Consider the following 16,970-nt stretch of genomic DNA (forward strand, 5'->3'; position numbering starts at 1 on the left):
GTGTACGACATGCCTACCGAAATCGATGTCCAGGCCGACGGCGCGCTGCGCATCATCACCCTCAACCGGCCGGAGTCGCTCAACTCGGTCAACGACAACCTGCACGTCGGGCTCGCGCGGCTGTGGCAGCGGTTGACCGACGACCCCACCGCCCGCGCCGCGGTCATCACCGGCGCCGGCAGGGCATTCTCGGCCGGCGGCGATTTCACGTACCTGGAAGAGCTGGCGAACGACGCCGAGCTGCGCGCGAAAACCATCCGGGACGGGCGCGAGATCGTGCTGGGCATGGCACGGTGTCGAATTCCCGTGGTGGCGGCCGTCAATGGCCCCGCCGTCGGGCTGGGCTGCAGCCTGGTCGCGCTCAGCGACATCGTGTACATCGCCGAGGATGCCTATCTGGCCGACCCGCACGTGCAGGTGGGGCTGGTGGCCGCCGACGGCGGCCCGCTGACCTGGCCGCTGCACATCAGCCTGCTGCTGGCCAAGGAGTTCGCGCTGACCGGAACACGCATCAAGGCGCCGCGCGCCGTCGAACTCGGACTGGCCAACCACGTGGTGGCCGACCCGGTCTCGGAGGCGATCGCCTGTGCGAAAAAGATTCTGGAACTGCCCCAGCAGGCGGTGGAGAGCACCAAGCGGGTGCTCAACATCCACCTGGAGCGCGCCGTGCTGGCCAGCCTGGACTACGCGCTATCGGCCGAGAGCCAGTCCTTTGTCACCGAGGACTTCCGGGCCAACGTCGCGAAATTCAACGCGGCCAAGAAAAACTGAGGCTATCGGCCCGCGGTGGCCTCAGGCGTCGTGGCGGCGCAGGAAGTCACGCATCACCGCGTCGAACTTGTCCGGCTCTTCGATGAACGGCATGTGGGCGCTCGACTCGAACAGCTCGAACCGGGATCCCGCTATGCGCTGGTGCATCGCAAACATGTGTTCCGGCGCGCATTCGTCGTAGCGGCCCGCGAGCAGCATTGTGGGCGAGGAGATTTCGGGCAGGCGCTCGAACACGTCCCAATCCCGGATCGTCCCGACGATGTGAAAATCGCTGGGGCCGAACATCGTCTCGAAGATTTCCGCACCCATGCCTCTGAACGCGTCCTCGAGCTCACGTGGCCAGGGTCGCACCCGGCAAAGGTAGGTTTCGTTCCAGGTGCGTATCGCGGCCTGGTATTCGGGCGCATAGGTGGTGCCGGCGGCTTCATGCCGGTCGATGGCCGCCTGGGTGGCCGGATCCAGCTCGGACTTCAAGCGCGCCACCATCTTCGCGAACTCCGGAATGGACGCGATGCTGTTCGAGATGGTGAGGCTGGCGACGCCCGAGGGGGTCGCGTCGAGCATGTACTGCTGGGCCAGCATCCCACCCCAGGAATTGCCGAAAAGATGGAAACGGTGCAACCCCAGAGCCCGCACTACGGCGTCCACCTCGGCCACCGAGCGATCCATTGTCCAAAGCTTGTGGTTTGGCAGGCATTTGGATTTCCCGCAACCCAGCTGATCCCAGAAGATGACTTCGCGCTGCGTGGCCAAGCGTCCCAGCGACCGCAGGTAGCCGTGCGGTAGGCCGGGGCCGCCGTGTATGACGAGCAGCGGCAGACCCGCGCCGCCGCCGGTCCGTTCGAACCACACTTCGCCGCCCGGGACCGCGATCCTTCCCTCAACCATTTATCCACCATCGCAGACCTGCGCGCTTTCCGCAGGACCGCCGCTCACGCAGGCGGGCGCATCGGTGTAAACCTGCTGTATGAGCGGCGCGGCGTCCCTGGCAGGATCGTCACCGTGGCAGCCAGCACGGCCGAGACCCACACAGGAGGAACGGCAATGACCAGCGTCGCAAACCCGATTCCACCGCAAGACTTTTCGGGAATCGTCGGGCACCGCTTTATCTACACCTACGCCAACGGATGGCAGTACGAGATGTACGTCAAGAACGCCACCACAATCGACTACCGCATCCACTCCGGGCATGTCGGTGGCCGCTGGGTCAAGGGCCAGGAGGTCAACCTCGTCCAGCTCGACGACGACAGTTTCAAGATCTCCTGGACCGAACCCACCGGAACCTGTGTGGCGGTCAACGTTCTGCCGTCCAAGCGGCGCATCCACGGCGTCATCTTCTTCCCCCAGTGGATCCGCGTGCACGGCGAGCGCACTGTCTGTTACCAGAACGAACACCTGGATGAGATGCGGGCCTACCGAGATCAAGGCCCGACCTACCCCATCTACGAAGTCCCCGAATTCGCCTACATCACCCTGTTCGAATACGTCGGTCCCGACGACGAGACCGTCATCGACACCGGCCCCGACCGCCTCCCGCCGGGATGGTCCGACCGCACCAACTGATCGGTCTTCGGCCGCTTGTTGCAACGCGTACTCTCGTGTTGAGAGAATGGTATTCTCGTGAATGTGCGGGTGGCTTTCACCGCCCGCACCCACCGGCCGAACTGGAGAAGACCCGTGCCTGAAGCCGTCATCGTGTCCGCCCTGCGCACCCCCATCGGCACCGCACGCAAGGGGACCCTGCGCGACACCAGCGCGTTCGATCTGGCGCACTACGTCGTCACCGAAGCGGCAACGGATCTCGACCCGGCGCAGGTCGACGACGTGATCCTGGGCGAAGGCCTCTACGGAGGCGGCGTGCTGGCGCGCCACGCGGCCATCACCGCGGGCCTGACCCAGGTGCCCGGCTTGGCCAACAATCGCCACTGCGCGGCGGGCCAGGCGGCCGTGCAGAGCGCGGCGGCGAGCGTGCGCGCGGGAATGGACGAGCTCGTGATCGCCGGCGGCGTGAATTCGGCGTCGACGTCGCCGCGGTCGCGGTTGCAGGTGGACGGCGACTGGGTCGACTGGTTTCCCCCCACCCACCCGGACCGCCCCGACGCGCCCAACATGGACATGTCGATCACCGTCGGCTGGAACGCCGCGGTCAAGGCCGGCGTGACCCGCGAGGAGATGGACGCCTGGGCGCTGCGCTCGCACCGCAACGCCATCGCCGCCATCGACGAAGGCCGTTTCAAAGAGGAGATCGTCCCCATCGACACCCCACACGGGTTGTTCTCGGTCGACGAACACCCACGACGCGACACCAGCATGGAGAAGTTGGCCGCGCTCAAGCCGCTGCACCCGGAAATCGAGGGCTTTTCCATCACCGCCGGCAACGCCTGCGGTGCCAACGACGGGGCCGCCGCGTTGACGATCGCCAGCGACCGGTTCGGGCTGCCGGCGCTGGCCACCATCCGGTCCTGGGCGTCGGTCGGCGTCGACCCGGCGGTCACCGGTTTGGCGCCGGTCGAGGCGATCCCGAAAGCTCTTGGCCGCGCTGGCCTTTCGGTCGCCGACGTGGACCTGTTTGAAATCAACGAGGCCTTCGCGGCGATGTGCGTGGCCACCATCAAGCTCCTCGAACTTGACCCCGAAAAGGTCAACGTCAGCGGCAGCGGCTGCTCGCTGGGGCATCCCGTCGCGGCGACCGGAGCCCGGATGCTCGTCACCCTGGTGCACGAATTGCGCCGCCGCGGCGGCGGGATCGGTGTCGCGGCGATGTGCGCGGGCGGCGGAATGGGCTCGGCGACGGTGATCGAGGTCGCGGCTCCATAATGCGTACATGATCATCGCTGAGCTGATCGACCGCGCGCGCAACGGATCTCCCCGCGCGGCGGGACGGCTGCTCAGCCTCGTCGAGGGGGAGCAGCGCGACGAGGTCCTGGCGGCGATCGGGCCCGCGCCCGAGCGCATGGGGCCCGTCATCGGCATCACCGGGCCGCCGGGCGCGGGCAAGTCGACGACGGTCGCCGCCCTGGTCGGCGCCTACCGCGCACGGGGTTGCCGGGTGGCGGTGCTGGCCGTGGACCCGTCGTCCCCGTTCAGCGGAGGAGCGCTCCTGGGGGATCGCATTCGAATGGCCGCGCATATCAACGACTCCGACGTCCTCATCCGCTCGGTGGCGACCCGGGGCCATCTCGGCGGGCTGGCGGCCGCGGTTCCGGCGGCCATCCGCCTGGTGGGGGCTATCGGCTACGACGTCGTCCTGCTCGAGACCGTCGGGGTGGGGCAGTCCGAGATCGAGATCGCCGCCGTCGCCGACCCGACCGTCGTCATTCTCAATCCCGGTGCGGGCGACGCCGTCCAGGCCGCCAAGGCCGGGGTGCTGGAGGTCGCCGACATCGTGGCGGTCAACAAGGCGGACCGGGACGGCGCCAAGCAGACGGTCCGAGACCTTCGGGCCGAGACCAGCGCCCCGATCGTTTCGCTGATCGCCGCCCAGGGTGAGGGCATCGACGAGCTCATGGGCGTCATCGAGGACCACCGCCGCACCGACAGCCGCGCCCGCCGGCTGGCCCGCGCCCGCGCACAGATCCTGTCGCTGGCCCAAACCCGGCTGCGGACCCAACCCGACCTCGACCGGCTCGCCGAGGCCGTCGTCGACGGCGACCAGGACCCCTACACGGCGGCCGACCGACTGCTCGCGCCCCGCACACCTCAGGCGGACTGACCACCCGTTTGTCCCCCGATCGGGGGAACGGGCATTCATCACCTTTGCGGACCGATCGGCGGAGGTATGCCGCGCACGACCGTCCTAGGTTGAGCGTCGAGCAGATCGCTTGAGACGGAGGAGGTCCGGCACATGACTTACACACCTGCGCTGCCGACAGTGTCTGGGCGCGACGACCGGCTGGAGCCGTATCGCCGGATGTGGGTCTTGCGGCTGCTCGACATGGCGCTGGAAGAGGCACGCGGCGACGGCCTGGTCGACGAGGCAGTGCGGATGGAATTCGGGCAAGAGGCGGTGGCCGTCGGCACGGTTGCGGCGCTTCGCCCCGGTGACATCGTCAATGCCACCGCGCCGCATATCCGGCACGCCCAGCACGTCGGCCTGGCCCTGCCACTGGGTCCGGTCATCGCCGAGACGATCGGCAAAGCCCGCGGCGCGTCGCGCAAACCCGGCGTTGCCGATTGGAAGCAAGCGCTGGCCAACGAAAGCGTTCTGGGGCAGTCGACCCTGTTCGCCCTCGGCGACGCCAATGCGCAGCGGATGACGGGCGAAGGCAAGGTCACGCTGTGTGTCGTCGGCGGTCGTGACGCGCAGTCCGTCGAATTCACCACGGCCGCAAAGATCACCGTGACCTGGCGGCTGCCGGTGGTGTTCGTCGTGGAGAACATCCGTGGCGGGCCCGACGCGCGCCGGCGCGCCTATGAGACCGACGCGATGCCCATGCTGTCGGTCGACGGCAGGGACGTCGCCGCCGTGAGCGCCTCGGTCGCCGAAGCGGTGCAACGGGCGAGCGCCGGCGGCGGGCCCACCCTCGTCGAGGCGATCACCTACCGGACCAACCACCCCGTGGCGATGGATCCGCTGGTGTTTGCGCGACGGCAGCTGATCGCCGAGGGCGTCGACGCCGACCGGCTCTACGAGGTGGAACGCGGCGCCCGCCACCTGGTGGCCGAGGCGATCGCGTCCGCAAAAGCGTTGGTGCGGGCCGAGGCTGAGCGGGCGCCAAACCCCTGGTCGGCGGCTAGTTGAGCAGACCTTGTCGCATTGCCTCGGCGACCGCGGCCGCGCGATCGCTGACGCCGAGCTTCTCGTAGAGGCGCTGCACATGCGTTTTGACCGTCGACGGGGCCACGTAGAGCTCGCCCGCGATCGTAGGGATGCTTTGACCGCGCGCGATTCGGTTGAGCACCTCGCGCTCTCGCGCACTCAGCACGGGTGCCGACGGTTCCGCGCGCTGGCGGATTTCCGCGGCGAGGCCGCCGACGAGGGCGGGGGCCACGACGTCGCGGCCCTGCGCGCAGTCGAGGACGGCTTTGACGATCTCGCCGCGCGTCGAGTCCTTCAGCACGAACCCGGCGGCCCCCTGCTGCAGCGCCTGGTACACGATCGCCGACTCGTCGTGCGCCGAGATCAGCAACACTCGGGTGGCCAAACCCTGGGTTCGCACTGCCGCCGCCACTTGCGCGCCGTCCATGCCCGGCATCCGGTAGTCGAGCAGCGCGACGTCGGGTTCGTGCACCTTGATCAATTCCAGTGCCGCAGAGCCGTCTTCCGCCTCGGCGACGACGTTGACCGAGCCGCTCGACGACAGCGCGCGCACCACGCCTTCACGAAAGAGCGGATGGTCATCGGCGACGACCACCCGCACCGTTTCGGGGGCAGTCGCGCCAACCATGGCCGACAGTGTAGCGGTTTGCCAAGCAACGGCGTTCGCCTTTTCTGTGTCGGCCGATGAGTCATTTTTCAGTTTGCCCCGAGGTGGCGTGCCTTGATGAGTACGGTGATCGGGTGGCAGGGGCCGGTGACGCGGAACTGGAACGGGTGCGCACGATTCATCAATTGCGCTCGTATCGAATCGGCTCGGTGCTTCGGATCGGTGTCGTGGGACTGATGGTCGCGGCCATGATCATCGGCACCGACCGGCACGAGTGGCCGCAAGAAAGCGTGCTGATCGTCCTGTACGCGTGCGTCGCGGCCTGCGCCGCGGCGTTGGCCTTCGCGCCTTTCCGGCGATGGATCGGGATGGGCCGTTTGGTCGCGATCGGGCGACTGGAGCCGTTCGCGTTCACCGTCATCGACATCGTCGCGCTGACGGTCTTTCAGCTGCTGTCCACCGACGGGGTCTACCCGCTGCTGATCATGGCCATGTTGCCGGTCCTGTTGGGGCTCGATGTCTCTTCGCGTCGCGCGGCGGTGGTGCTCATCTTCTCCATGCTCGGGTTCGCGATCGCCGTGCTGCAGGATCCGGTGATGACCAGCGCGGTCCGATTGCCGGAGGCGGGGTTTCGGTTCCTGCTCTATGCGTTCCTGTGCTGCGCGGCCTTCCTGGTGGTGCGGATCGAGGAGCGGCATACGCGCTCGGTGGCCGGGCTGAGCGCCTTACGGGAGGAACTGCTTGCCCAGACGATGACCGCATCGGACGAGGCGGCGCGCCGGATCTCGGAGTTCATTCACGACGGACCGCTGCAAGACATCCTGGCGGTGCGCCAAGAGCTGGACGAACTGGATACCGCATTCCCGGGCGATGAGCGCATCGTGCGGGCATCGGCCGGACTGCGGCAGGCCTCGGAACGACTGCGGCAGGCCACGTTTGAGCTCCATCCGGCGGTTCTCGAGCAGGTCGGGCTCGGCGCTGCGGTCCAGCAGCTTGCGGAGTTCACCGCCGAGCGTTCGGGCATCGAGATCGCCACGGACATCGACTATTCGGCGCGCAATGCCATCGATCCCGTGGTGTTCGCGATGGTGCGTGAGTTGCTGTCCAACGTCGTGCGACATTCCGCGGCGCGCAACGCGTCGGTCAGGCTCGGGATCACCGATGGGACCTGCGTTTTGCATGTGGTCGACGACGGCGTCGGGTTCAGCCCCGAGACCGTCACGCATCGCCTGGGGGAGGGGCACATCGGCCTGGCGTCACACCGCGCCAGGGTGGAGGCCGCCGGGGGAGCAACGGTCTTTTTCGATGTCCCGGTGGGCACGCACGTCTGCGTCGAAGTGCCGCTGAAGGACTGACGGCGCTCGCGCCATCCGGTGGACCCGCTTCGTCGGTCACACCAGTCACGCGGGCACCAGTCTGGTTGGCATGAAATCTGTTTGGCTTGCGCTATCGCCGCCGCTAGCACCGCCGAGGCTCTCCTATTGATCCTTAGCCGCAATCGCTGATGAGCAGGCGGTAGCCGGCGTCGAGCTGTTGTTGTTCAAGGAGTTCCGCGTGTCGTCGTTGCCATCGTCTCGAGCGCAGGTCGGCCGCGAGCCGGCCCAGCCCGTCGGCCAAGGCGCCTTCATCGGCGTAGGCCAGCATCGAGATGCCGGCGCGGACGGTGGCGTCGAGGTAGGCCTCGGGCCGGCGCCAAAAGGCGGCGCCGAATCCGTCGGTGCAGTCATGCGGTATCGGTACGGTGTGCACCTGCGCGCTGCCCAGCAGCTCCACCAGTCGTTCAATCGGTACGTGCAGCGCCTTATTGATGCGAGCGGCGTCGGGCAGATACTCACGCAGCAACCAGAAGTCGTCGATCACTGCTTGATCCCAGGTGAATATCACGATTCGGTGGCGGCTGACCCGGCGCAGCTCGGCGATCCCGGCGGAGAGATCGCCCCAATGATGCACGGTCAACAACGCCATTGCGGCGTCAACGCACTTGTCCCGCAGGGGCAATGCCTCCGCCACGGCCTGGACACACTGAGCCGAGCCGGGAGGGCGCTGGGCGATCATCACCATGCTGGGCTCGATCGCGGCGACGGTCTGGCCCGGCTCGTATGAACCGGTTCCCGCCCCGACGTTGACGACGGTGCCCATCGTGGCGAGCGCGTCGCGCACCTGCGAAGCGATCCGCGGGTCGGGCCGGCGGGTGCTGCGATAGGTAGCACCGATCCGGTCGTAGGCCACCATCAGCTCAGAATGACGCAGGTCGGACCAATTGTGCCAGCATCACTGTGAGTTACGTTTCGAATCTCGTACCAAAAAGGATTGGTGTGTAGCGAGGCAAGCTGCCACGCTGGGAGGGCCTTCGAACGAAAGAGCCCCAATGACCGAGCCGTTAAGCATTACGGTGGTTGGCGACTTCGACAGTTCCTATGGTCCTCATATCGCGACCAACAGGGCGATAAGCCACTCAGCGACATTGCTGGGTCTGCACGCCTCGATTACATGGCTGGCAACCGAATCGCTGGAAGCCGACCTCCGGCCGATCGTTGCCGCCGATGCGCTGTGGTGTGCTCCCGGTAGTCCATACCGCAGTTTGCGCGGAGCCCTTGCTGCTTTACGTTTTGGGCGCGAAAACCATGTGCCAACGTTGGGTACCTGTGGCGGATACCAGCACATCGTTCTTGAATTTGCCCGCAATGTCCTCGGCTTCAAAGATGCGGAGCACGCCGAATACGATCCGTACGGATCGGTGTTGTTCATCTCTTCATTGACGTGTTCCCTGGCGGGCCGAACCATGCCGGTCAACCTCCAGCCTGGATCACTGGCTGCGCAGTGCTATGGGAAGCGACGGATTTATGAAAATTACTATTGCAACTTCGGATTGAATGAAACCTATCGACCAGCGCTGGAAGCAGCCGGATTGCGCGTCACCGGAGTCGACGACCACGAGGAAGCTCGCGTCCTGGAGTTAGCGGACCACCCGTACTACATCGCCACGTTGTTCGTTCCGCAGAGTCGCTCCACCGTCGAGGAACCTCATCCGCTCGTGACACAACTGTTGTCCGCGGCCGCCCGTAAACGCGCCGCGCAGCATGGTCAGCGACGAGCTGGGCTACGACGAGCGATCCCCCAGTAACGCCGAGCGTGGGGCTTGTGAACGAACCCGCGGCGGCTTTCGTACCTAGAGCCCACTTTCGGCGCCAAAACGCTATTTAAGGTCGACGGACTTTCCGGTCGCGGCCGCGTGACCCGCACGGTAGCCGAAAACCATTGCCGGACTCAGTGTTCCGCCCGCGCCCCCGTAGGCTCGCCCGGTCACTCCGCCCATCGCGTTGCCGGCGGCGAAAAGCCCCGGTATCGGCTCGCCACCGACGTGCAGGACGCGGGCGTCGTGATCGGTGCGCGGGCCACCCTTGGTGCCCATCGCACCGATGCTCACCGGCACCGCGTAGTACGGGGCGGTGTCGATCGGTCCCAGCGTCTTGCCGGCCTGCGTCGTCGCGCTGTCGTCACCCCAGTAGCCGTCGTAGGCGCTGGAACCACGCCCGAAGTCGGGGTCTTCCCCGTCGGCCACGTGACGGTTCCAGCTCTCGACGGTGCGAGCCAATCCACCGGGGTCGATGCCGGTCTTGGCGGCCAACTCGGCCAGGTCCGCCGACTCGCAGAACCAATCCGGGACGGGCTGTCCCGGCTCCACACCAAGAAATCCGTAGCGCTGCAGATGAACCGAGTCGAACACCATCCATCCGCGATCGTTGACGTACCCGCCGCGAGGATCCAGATAATGGAACGCGCCGGCCATCGAGTTGTAGTCGCACGCTTCGTTGACGAAGCGCTGCCCCGCGGAATTGACGATGATGCTGCGCGGTCGCGTTCTTTCCAGACGCACGCTGCGGCTGCGTGGCTTGCCTTCGATGGTGTCGCCCGGGATCTGGACGATCGGCACCCACCACGCCTCGCCCATGTTGGCCAGGTCGGCCCCGTGGGCCATGGCCATGCGCAGCCCGTCGCCGGTGTTGTTGGGTGGAGAGACCGCGCCGTGCATGGGGCCGCGCAGAAAGGCTTGTGTCAGAGCCGGATCCCACTCGAAGCCGCCGGTGCCCAGGATGACCCCGCGTCGCGCGCGAACTCTGATCGTCCGTTCCGGCAGGGCGACGCGCACCCCGGTCACCTCTGAACCGTCGGCAATGAGTTCCTCGGCCCGCGCATTGGTATGGGGGGTCACCCCGGCATCCAGCAGGCCCTTCAGCAGACCCGCGATCAGCGCCGTGCCGGCGACACACAGGTGGCCGGTCCGTTCGTCGATCGCCGCGTGCAGGCGTGCCCTGGTCTCGGCATCGAAACCCACGTTGGACCAGTCGGCCGGGAAAGACGTGATCCGCGTTGCCCATTCGCCCAGCTGCGCGAGATCGAACGGGGCCGCGCTCAGCGATCGGCCGCCCGTCGGTTGTCCGCCCGGCAACTCCGGCCGATAGTCGGGGAAGCCGGTCGCGATCTCGAACTGCAGGCCGCTGTGCGCCTCGATGAAGTCGAGCATCGCCGGACCCGTGCGCACGAACGTCTCGACCAGCTCGTCGTCCATCGAGCCGAGCGACTGGGCGCGCAGGTATTGCAACGCGTCGGCGGGCGTCAATTCGCCGTCGGGAGAACGGTTATGGGCGGGGATCCACACGATGCCGCCCGACACGGCGGTGGTCCCGCCGACCGTCGCGGCCTTTTCGTAAACCTCCACCGACGCGCCCGCCACGACCGCGGTCAGTGCGGCGGTGAGCCCCGCGCCGCCACTGCCGAGCACGACGACGTCGATCTCGTGGTCCCATGACATGGACTGCTATCCCTTCAGCTCAACGGCTAGCTCAGTAGCTCCGACAACTCCTTGGCGGCTTTGACGACCGCGTCTTTCCCGCGCATCACCACGTCTTCTCGGTGCGAGATGAGGTTGATGCACGTCGGTGGGGACGGCGCCGGGCGGCGCACCCCCACGGCCAGCCCGTAGGTATTCGGTTCGATCTCGCCGTAGGTCGTCACCCATCCGCGCTCGCGCGCCCGCGCCACCAGCTCCCGCTCGCCCGGGCGCGGTGGCATGCACGCGAGCAAGGCGATCCCGGCGGCGCCGCGGTCGAGCGGGTACCGACTGCCCTCGTGAAAGGAGAGCTGGTAGGCGACGTGGCTGGGCACGATGACCGCGATCGCCACCTGCTGGTCGCCCTCGGCGATGAGCAACGACACCGTCGTGCCGAGGTCGTCGGCCAGCGCGCGCAACGTCGGCAGACTCAGCTGGCGCACGTTGCGGTCGAACGACGCGCCCAGCACGGCGAGACCGGCCGCGGGGCGGTAACGCCCGTCCTCACCTTTGGCCACCAGCCGAAACTCCGCCAGCGTCGTCAGCAACCGGTAGGCGATCGTGCGGTGCACCCCGACCTGATCGGCGAGCTGCTGCACGGTGAGCCCGGCGGGGGAATCGGCCACCATCTGCAGGGCGGTGAGGCCCCTGGCCAGGGTTTGCGACCCGGTACCGGAACCAGTCACAGCCTTGACAGACCTTCCAGCGAGAGCGAAGCTCTATATATAACGCACATTAGTGTGCGATATTAGCACACGAAGTACGTCGAAAACGAGAACGAGATTTCCCCGATCTGGAGGTCGGACAGGACCGTGGCGGAGTTCGAGAGCATCTGGAGCGATCTCCAGGGCGTCGCGTTTGAGCAGGGCTACCTCGACGCCGGAGGAATACGGACCCGCTACCTGCGGGCCGGGGACCCCGGCAAGCCGGTGCTGATTCTGCTGCACGGATCCGGCGGTCACGCCGAGGCCTACGTGCGCAACCTGGCCGCCCATGCGGATCATTTCTGGACCTGGTCGATCGACATGCTGGGTCACGGCTACACCGACAAGCCGGGCCACCCACTGGAGGTCCACCACTACGTCGAGCACCTGATGGCCGTGCTGCGCACCATCGGTGTCGATCGGGCGTGCATCAGCGGCGAATCCCTGGGCGGCTGGGTGGCCGCGCGCGCCGCCGTCGACCACCCCGACGTGGTCGACCGCCTGGTGCTCAACACCGCTGGCGGCTCGCAGGCCGACCCCGCCGTGATGCAGCGGATCATCACCCTGTCCATGGCGGCCGCCGAGGACCCCACCTGGGAAACGGTGCAGGCGCGGATCAAATGGTTGATGGCCGACAAGTCCCAGGACTACGACGACCTGGTCGCCAGCCGCCAACGCGTCTATCGCCAACCGGGATTCGTCTCCGCCATGCGCGACATCATGGCGTTGCAGGATCCCGAGATTCGGGCACGCAACATCCTCGGTCCGGCCGAGTACGGCTCGATCATCGCCCCGACGCTGGTGCTGTGGACCAGCGACGACCCTACCGCCGACGTCAGCGAAGGCCGGCGCATCGCGTCGATGATCCCCGGCGCGCGCTTCGAGGTGATGCCCGGATGCGGTCACTGGCCGCAGTACGAGGACGCCAAGACCTTCAACCGCCTGCATCTCGATTTCCTGCTGGGTCGCTGATGGCGACTCCGGGGCAAGAGACACCTGACACCGAGACCGACGTCCTCGTCGTCGGGGCGGGCCCGGTCGGGCTGACTCTGGCCAACATCCTTGGCCTGCAAGGGATCCGCGCGGTGGTGGTCGAAGAGCGGGACACCCTCATCGACTACCCGCGCGGGGTCGGTCTCGACGACGAGGCGCTGCGCACCTTCCAGTCGATCGGCCTTGCCGACCGGGTGCTGCCGCACACGGTGCCCAACCAGATCCTGCGCTTCATGGACGCCAAGCGCCGCGTGCTTGCCGAAATGGCCCCGCCCGACGCGCGTTTCGGTTGGCCGAAGCGAAATGGGTTCGTGCAACCGCTCGTCGATGCCGAGCTGCTGGCCGGCCTGGACCGATTCGACCACGTCCAGGTCCGGTGGGGCAGCCCGATGGCGGGCTGCCGGGAAGACGCCGACGGGGTCACCGTCGAGCTCGGCGGCGGCGTCGAGAACAACGGCGACACAACGAGACTGCGGGCACGGTACGTCGTCGGGTGCGACGGCGGTCGCAGCATGACCCGCCGCGTGATGGGGGTGTCGTTCGACGGGACGACGTCCTCGACGCGGTGGCTGGTGGTCGACATCGCCAACGACCCGCTCGGGCACCCCAACAGCGAGGTCGGCGCCGACCCCGAGCGCCCGTACGCCTCGATCTCGATCGCCCACGGTATTCGCCGCTTCGAGTTCATGATTCACGCCGACGAGACCGACGAACAGGCGGAAGACCCGGCCTTCCTGCAACAGATGCTGGCCCGGATGGTGCCCCACCCCGACCGGGTCGACGTGATCCGGCGCCGCGTCTACACGCACCACTCGCGGATCGCCGGCGCTTTCCGCCGGGGCCGGCTGCTGCTGGCCGGCGACGCCGCGCACTTGATGCCGGTGTGGCAGGGGCAGGGCTACAACAGCGGGATTCGCGACGCCGCCAACCTGGGCTGGAAGCTCGCGGCGGTGGTGAGCGGCCGCGCTGACGACAAGCTGCTGGACACCTACGACGTGGAGCGCCGCAAGCATGCGCGCGCGATGATCGACCTGTCCACCATGGTGGGCCGCGTGATCTCGCCGACCAACCGACGGGTGGCCGGCGCGCGCGACCTGCTCGTGCGGTCGGCGTCAATCGTGCCGTCGCTCAAGCGATATGTGCTGGAAATGCGGTTCAAGCCCATGCCGCGCTACGAGCACGGCGCCGTCGTGCACGCCGAGTCTGGCCGCAGTGATTCGCCGGTCGGGACGCTGTTCATCCAGCCGCGAGTCGACACCCGAGACCGGCAGGACGTGCTGCTCGACGACGTGCTGGGCACCTGGTTCGCGGTGCTGTGCTGGAACAACAACCCCCGCACACTCCTCGGCGAAGCCGCCTTCGCAAGCTGGAAAGCGCTGGGCGCGCGCTTCTTTGCGCTGCGGCCGGTGACGCAGTTGCACTGGACCGGGCACGATGACCCCGACGTCGTGATCGTCGGCGATCGGCGTGGTGACCTCAAAGCGTGGTTCGACACCCATTCCGATTCGGTGTTGTTCCTGCGCCCCGACCGATGCATCGCGGGCGCCTGCATCGCTCAGCGCACTCCCGACCTGAGCGCCGCGCTCCTTGACGCGCTGACCCTGACGCCGCAAGGGGGTGATTTGCAAAGTGGCACTGGCTCTGTGCTGTATGTCGCACAGCCCGCTCCTGAGTCTTCCGGGGCCGTCGCGGGACCTGCTTGACGACATCGAGGGCGCGATCGCCGAGGCGCGAGGATTTGTCGAGGATTTCGATCCCGAACTCGTCGTCACCTTTTCGCCGGATCACTACAACGGGTTCTTCTACAAGGTGATGCCGCCGTTCTGTATTGGCATGAGCGCCACCGGAGTCGGGGACTACGGCACCCACGCCGGCCCACTGGACGTGCCGGAGGACCTCGCCGGCGACTGCGCACGGGCCATCCTCGACGCGGGTGTCGACATCGCGGTGTCGGCCAGCATGGACGTGGATCACGGCACGGTCCAGCCGCTCGAAAAGCTGTTCGGCGACGCCATCTCGCGTCCCGTGATCCCGATCTTCGTCAACGCGATCGGGGTGCCGCTGGGCCCGATGCACCGTTGCCGAGCGCTCGGCGCCGCCGTCGGTGGCTATCTCGCCACCCTGGACAAGCGCGTCCTGGTGCTGGGCTCGGGTGGGCTCTCCCACAGTCCGCCCGTGCCGACGCTGGCCACCGCGGGCCCACCCGTGCTGGAGCGCATCGTGCACGGGCGACCGATGACCTCCGAGCAGCGCCAGGCACGGCAGGCGGCCGTCGTCGATGCGGCCAAGAGCTTCGCCGCCGGCGACAGTGACCTGCAACCCCTCAACCCGGCGTGGGACCACCGATTCCTGGAGATCATCGACGGCGGATGGCTCAGCGAACTGGATCAGTGGTCGAACGCGTTCGTGGCCCATGAGGGCGGCAGCTCCGCGCAGGAAATCCGCACCTGGGTAGCGGCTTTCGCGGCGCTGGAGGCCGCGGGACCCTACGAAACCACGGGACGCTTTTACAAGCCCGCCCCCGAGCTGATCGCCGGTTTCGCCATCAGAACGGCACTTCCGAAATGACGGACGCAGTGGACGATTTCGATCACGTTGTCGACGTACTCATCGTCGGGTCGGGCGGGGGAGGCATGACGGCCGCCCTGACCGCCCAGGCCTCCGGGCTCGACGCCCTGGTGGTCGAAAAGTCCTCCCACTTCGGCGGTTCGACCGCGTTGTCGGGCGGCGGCATCTGGGTTCCGGGCGCGCCCGCCCAGCGCAGGGAGGGCTACGCGCCCGAGCCCGAGGGCGTGGTGGGATACCTCAAGCTGATCACCGACGGCCTGGTCAGCGAGGCGCGCATTCGCCAATACGTCGAGACGGCACCGCAGATGCTCCAATTCCTGGAGCAACTGTCCGGCTGGTTCGAATTCGTCTGGAAGCCCGGGTATGCCGACTACTACCCCGAGCTCCCGGGCGGCTCCGAACTCGGCAGCACCATCAACGTGCCGCCGATCGACCTGCGCACGCTGGGCGACGACGAGCAGCGGCTGCTTCAGCCGCTGGCGCTGGCGCCCAGAGGAATCTGGTTGGGCCCCAAGGAGTTGCGCACCTTCTACCGGATCCGTCAATCCTGGGCCGGCAAAGCCGTGTTGCTCAAGCTGATCGCGAGGATGGTGAGGGCCAGGGTGTTCGGCGAGCGGATGGCGGCGATCGGGCAGTCACTGGCGGCCCGGCTCCGGCTGGCGCTCAGGGAACGCGGCATCCCGCTGTGGCTGGACTCCCCGATGGTCGAGCTGCTCACCGACGCCGACGGAGCGGTGACCGGCGCGGTGGTGGAAACCGGAGGCAAGTCAAAGCGGATCGGCGCGCGGCTGGGTGTGATCCTGGCGTCGGGTGGGTTCGACCACGACCTCGGCTGGCGCAAGGAGCTGCTGCCCGAGGTGGACCATGACTGGAGCTTCGGCAACCCGGCGGCGATGGGCGACGGTATCCGCGCGGCGCAAAAGGTCGGCGCCGCCACGGACCTGCTCGACGAAGCCTGGTGGTTCCCTGCGATCCAATGGCCGGACGGCCGCATGCAATTCATGCTCAACGAACGGATGATGCCCGCGCAGTTCATCGTCAACGGCGCCGGCAAACGGTTCATCAACGAAGCGGCTCCGTACATGGATTTCGGCCACGCCATGATCGAGGGCCAGAGATCCGGCGTCACCCACATCCCGTGCTGGCTGATCACCGACCACCGATCGTTCAACCGCTACGTCGTCGGCGGACATCTGCCGATACCGAAGATCCCGTTCGCGCCCGTACCGACCGGGCGCAAGATTCCTCCGGCCTGGCTGGAATCGGGTGTGGTGAAGCAGGCCATGACGTGGGAAGAAATGGCGGCCAAGATCGGCGTGCCCGCGGGCCAGCTCGCCGAAACCGCCGGGCGCTTCAACGAACTCGCCCGAAACGGCCACGACGACGACTTCAACCGCGGCGACAGCGTGTACGACAACTACTACGGCGATCACACGTTGCCGAACCCGAACTTGCATCCGCTGGGCGATCCGCCGTACTACGCGTTCCGGATCGTCCTCGGTGACCTCGGGACTTCCGGCGGCCTGCGCACCGACGAGCACGCCCGCGTCCTGCGGACCGATGACACCGTGGTGCCCGGGCTCTACGCGGTGGGCAACGCCTCCGCGCCGGTGATGGGCCGCAGCTACGCCGGCGCCGGCGCGACCATCGGCCCCGCGATGACCTTCGGCTATGTCGCGGCGAAACACGTTGCGGCACAGGCAGCCAATCGAGCCGTTAATACTCATAGGAGGTAGC

At 67.3% G+C, this 16,970-nt stretch carries 16 protein-coding genes; 11 read left to right on the top strand and 5 right to left on the bottom strand.

The window, feature by feature from the left end; all coding sequences use genetic code 11:
- Entirely contained in the window at positions 1–771 is a 771-nt protein-coding gene (locus tag W7S_RS03545) for an enoyl-CoA hydratase/isomerase family protein (RefSeq protein WP_008253578.1), read from the top strand.
- Positions 772–792: 21 nt separating this feature from the next.
- Here W7S_RS03545 and W7S_RS03550 read toward each other — a convergent pair whose 3' ends face one another.
- Positions 793–1,659, bottom strand: a complete 867-nt coding sequence (locus W7S_RS03550) for a proline iminopeptidase-family hydrolase (RefSeq protein WP_036454612.1) — start codon at positions 1,657–1,659, stop codon at positions 793–795.
- Positions 1,660–1,815: 156 nt separating this feature from the next.
- On the opposite strand from W7S_RS03550, the gene W7S_RS03555 reads away from it, so the two are divergent.
- The 4 genes from W7S_RS03555 (at position 1,816) to W7S_RS03570 (ending at position 5,512) form a co-directional block, all read left to right on the top strand.
- Complete coding sequence (locus W7S_RS03555) at positions 1,816–2,334, top strand: phenolic acid decarboxylase (RefSeq protein ID WP_014710963.1); 519 nt, start codon at positions 1,816–1,818, stop codon at positions 2,332–2,334.
- 114 nt (positions 2,335–2,448) lie between these two features.
- Positions 2,449–3,588, top strand: coding sequence for a thiolase family protein (locus tag W7S_RS03560; RefSeq protein ID WP_014710964.1), 1,140 nt, complete (start codon positions 2,449–2,451; stop codon positions 3,586–3,588).
- Positions 3,589–3,595: 7 nt separating this feature from the next.
- Positions 3,596–4,483, top strand: coding sequence for a methylmalonyl Co-A mutase-associated GTPase MeaB (meaB, locus tag W7S_RS03565; RefSeq protein WP_014710965.1), 888 nt, complete (start codon positions 3,596–3,598; stop codon positions 4,481–4,483).
- Positions 4,484–4,615: 132 nt separating this feature from the next.
- Entirely contained in the window at positions 4,616–5,512 is an 897-nt protein-coding gene (locus tag W7S_RS03570; RefSeq protein ID WP_193375015.1) for a thiamine pyrophosphate-dependent enzyme, read from the top strand.
- On the opposite strand, the gene W7S_RS03575 is transcribed toward W7S_RS03570, so the two are convergent.
- Positions 5,505–6,158, bottom strand: a complete 654-nt coding sequence (locus W7S_RS03575) for a response regulator transcription factor (RefSeq protein ID WP_009954400.1) — start codon at positions 6,156–6,158, stop codon at positions 5,505–5,507. The genes W7S_RS03570 and W7S_RS03575 overlap by 8 nt on opposite strands.
- 113 nt (positions 6,159–6,271) lie before the next feature.
- Here W7S_RS03575 and W7S_RS03580 point away from each other — a divergent pair, with 113 nt between their 5' ends.
- Entirely contained in the window at positions 6,272–7,492 is a 1,221-nt protein-coding gene (locus W7S_RS03580; protein WP_041297737.1) for an ATP-binding protein, read from the top strand.
- A 133-nt stretch (positions 7,493–7,625) separates the two neighbouring features.
- Here the strand turns inward: W7S_RS03580 and W7S_RS03585 are convergent, their stop codons facing one another.
- Positions 7,626–8,369 carry a class I SAM-dependent methyltransferase gene (locus W7S_RS03585; protein WP_008253604.1) on the bottom strand — a complete coding sequence of 248 codons (744 nt, stop codon included), beginning with the start codon at positions 8,367–8,369 and terminating at the stop codon, positions 7,626–7,628.
- Positions 8,370–8,505: 136 nt separating this feature from the next.
- Between W7S_RS03585 and W7S_RS25845 the strand changes: the two genes are divergently transcribed.
- A complete protein-coding gene (locus W7S_RS25845) occupies positions 8,506–9,261 on the top strand; it encodes a CTP synthase (protein ID WP_014710968.1) in 756 nt (251 codons plus the stop codon).
- A gap of 72 nt (positions 9,262–9,333) precedes the next feature.
- Here the strand turns inward: W7S_RS25845 and W7S_RS03590 are convergent, their stop codons facing one another.
- Together W7S_RS03590 and W7S_RS03595 are read right to left on the bottom strand one after the other, a co-directional pair.
- Positions 9,334–10,950 carry an FAD-dependent oxidoreductase gene (locus W7S_RS03590; RefSeq protein ID WP_008253607.1) on the bottom strand — a complete coding sequence of 539 codons (1,617 nt, stop codon included), beginning with the start codon at positions 10,948–10,950 and terminating at the stop codon, positions 9,334–9,336.
- A gap of 26 nt (positions 10,951–10,976) precedes the next feature.
- Positions 10,977–11,654, bottom strand: a complete 678-nt coding sequence (locus tag W7S_RS03595) for an IclR family transcriptional regulator (protein ID WP_008253608.1) — start codon at positions 11,652–11,654, stop codon at positions 10,977–10,979.
- Between the two features lie 126 nt (positions 11,655–11,780).
- Between W7S_RS03595 and W7S_RS03600 the strand changes: the two genes are divergently transcribed.
- From W7S_RS03600 to W7S_RS03615, 4 genes are read left to right on the top strand one after another with little or no spacing between them, the layout of a single operon-like run.
- Positions 11,781–12,644 carry an alpha/beta fold hydrolase gene (locus W7S_RS03600; protein WP_008253609.1) on the top strand — a complete coding sequence of 288 codons (864 nt, stop codon included), beginning with the start codon at positions 11,781–11,783 and terminating at the stop codon, positions 12,642–12,644.
- Complete coding sequence (locus W7S_RS03605) at positions 12,644–14,368, top strand: bifunctional 3-(3-hydroxy-phenyl)propionate/3-hydroxycinnamic acid hydroxylase (RefSeq protein ID WP_008253610.1); 1,725 nt, start codon at positions 12,644–12,646, stop codon at positions 14,366–14,368. Before W7S_RS03600 ends, W7S_RS03605 begins: the two co-directional genes overlap by 1 nt.
- A complete protein-coding gene (locus W7S_RS03610) occupies positions 14,316–15,233 on the top strand; it encodes a 3-carboxyethylcatechol 2,3-dioxygenase (RefSeq protein WP_008253611.1) in 918 nt (305 codons plus the stop codon). The genes W7S_RS03605 and W7S_RS03610 overlap by 53 nt, the downstream gene beginning before the upstream one ends.
- An 8-nt stretch (positions 15,234–15,241) precedes the next feature.
- Positions 15,242–16,969 carry an FAD-binding protein gene (locus tag W7S_RS03615; RefSeq protein WP_008253612.1) on the top strand — a complete coding sequence of 576 codons (1,728 nt, stop codon included), beginning with the start codon at positions 15,242–15,244 and terminating at the stop codon, positions 16,967–16,969.
- Position 16,970: the final 1 nt, after the last annotated feature.

The sequence above is a fragment of the Mycobacterium sp. MOTT36Y genome, from assembly GCF_000262165.1.
Lineage (GTDB): Bacteria > Actinomycetota > Actinomycetes > Mycobacteriales > Mycobacteriaceae > Mycobacterium > Mycobacterium intracellulare.

Bases quoted from the DNA above. Each gene is read 5' to 3' on its own strand.
- W7S_RS03550 (WP_036454612.1), bottom strand. From the start codon at position 1,659: ATGGTTGAGGGAAGGATCGCGGTCCCGGGCGGCGAAGTGTGGTTCGAA.
- W7S_RS03555 (WP_014710963.1), top strand. From the start codon at position 1,816: ATGACCAGCGTCGCAAACCCGATTCCACCGCAAGACTTTTCGGGAATC.
- meaB (WP_014710965.1), top strand. From the start codon at position 3,596: ATGATCATCGCTGAGCTGATCGACCGCGCGCGCAACGGATCTCCCCGC.
- W7S_RS03570 (WP_193375015.1), top strand. From the start codon at position 4,616: ATGACTTACACACCTGCGCTGCCGACAGTGTCTGGGCGCGACGACCGG.
- W7S_RS03575 (WP_009954400.1), bottom strand. From the start codon at position 6,158: ATGGTTGGCGCGACTGCCCCCGAAACGGTGCGGGTGGTCGTCGCCGAT.
- W7S_RS03585 (WP_008253604.1), bottom strand. From the start codon at position 8,369: ATGGTGGCCTACGACCGGATCGGTGCTACCTATCGCAGCACCCGCCGG.
- W7S_RS25845 (WP_014710968.1), top strand. From the start codon at position 8,506: ATGACCGAGCCGTTAAGCATTACGGTGGTTGGCGACTTCGACAGTTCC.
- W7S_RS03590 (WP_008253607.1), bottom strand. From the start codon at position 10,950: ATGTCATGGGACCACGAGATCGACGTCGTCGTGCTCGGCAGTGGCGGC.
- W7S_RS03605 (WP_008253610.1), top strand. From the start codon at position 12,644: ATGGCGACTCCGGGGCAAGAGACACCTGACACCGAGACCGACGTCCTC.
- W7S_RS03610 (WP_008253611.1), top strand. From the start codon at position 14,316: ATGTCGCACAGCCCGCTCCTGAGTCTTCCGGGGCCGTCGCGGGACCTG.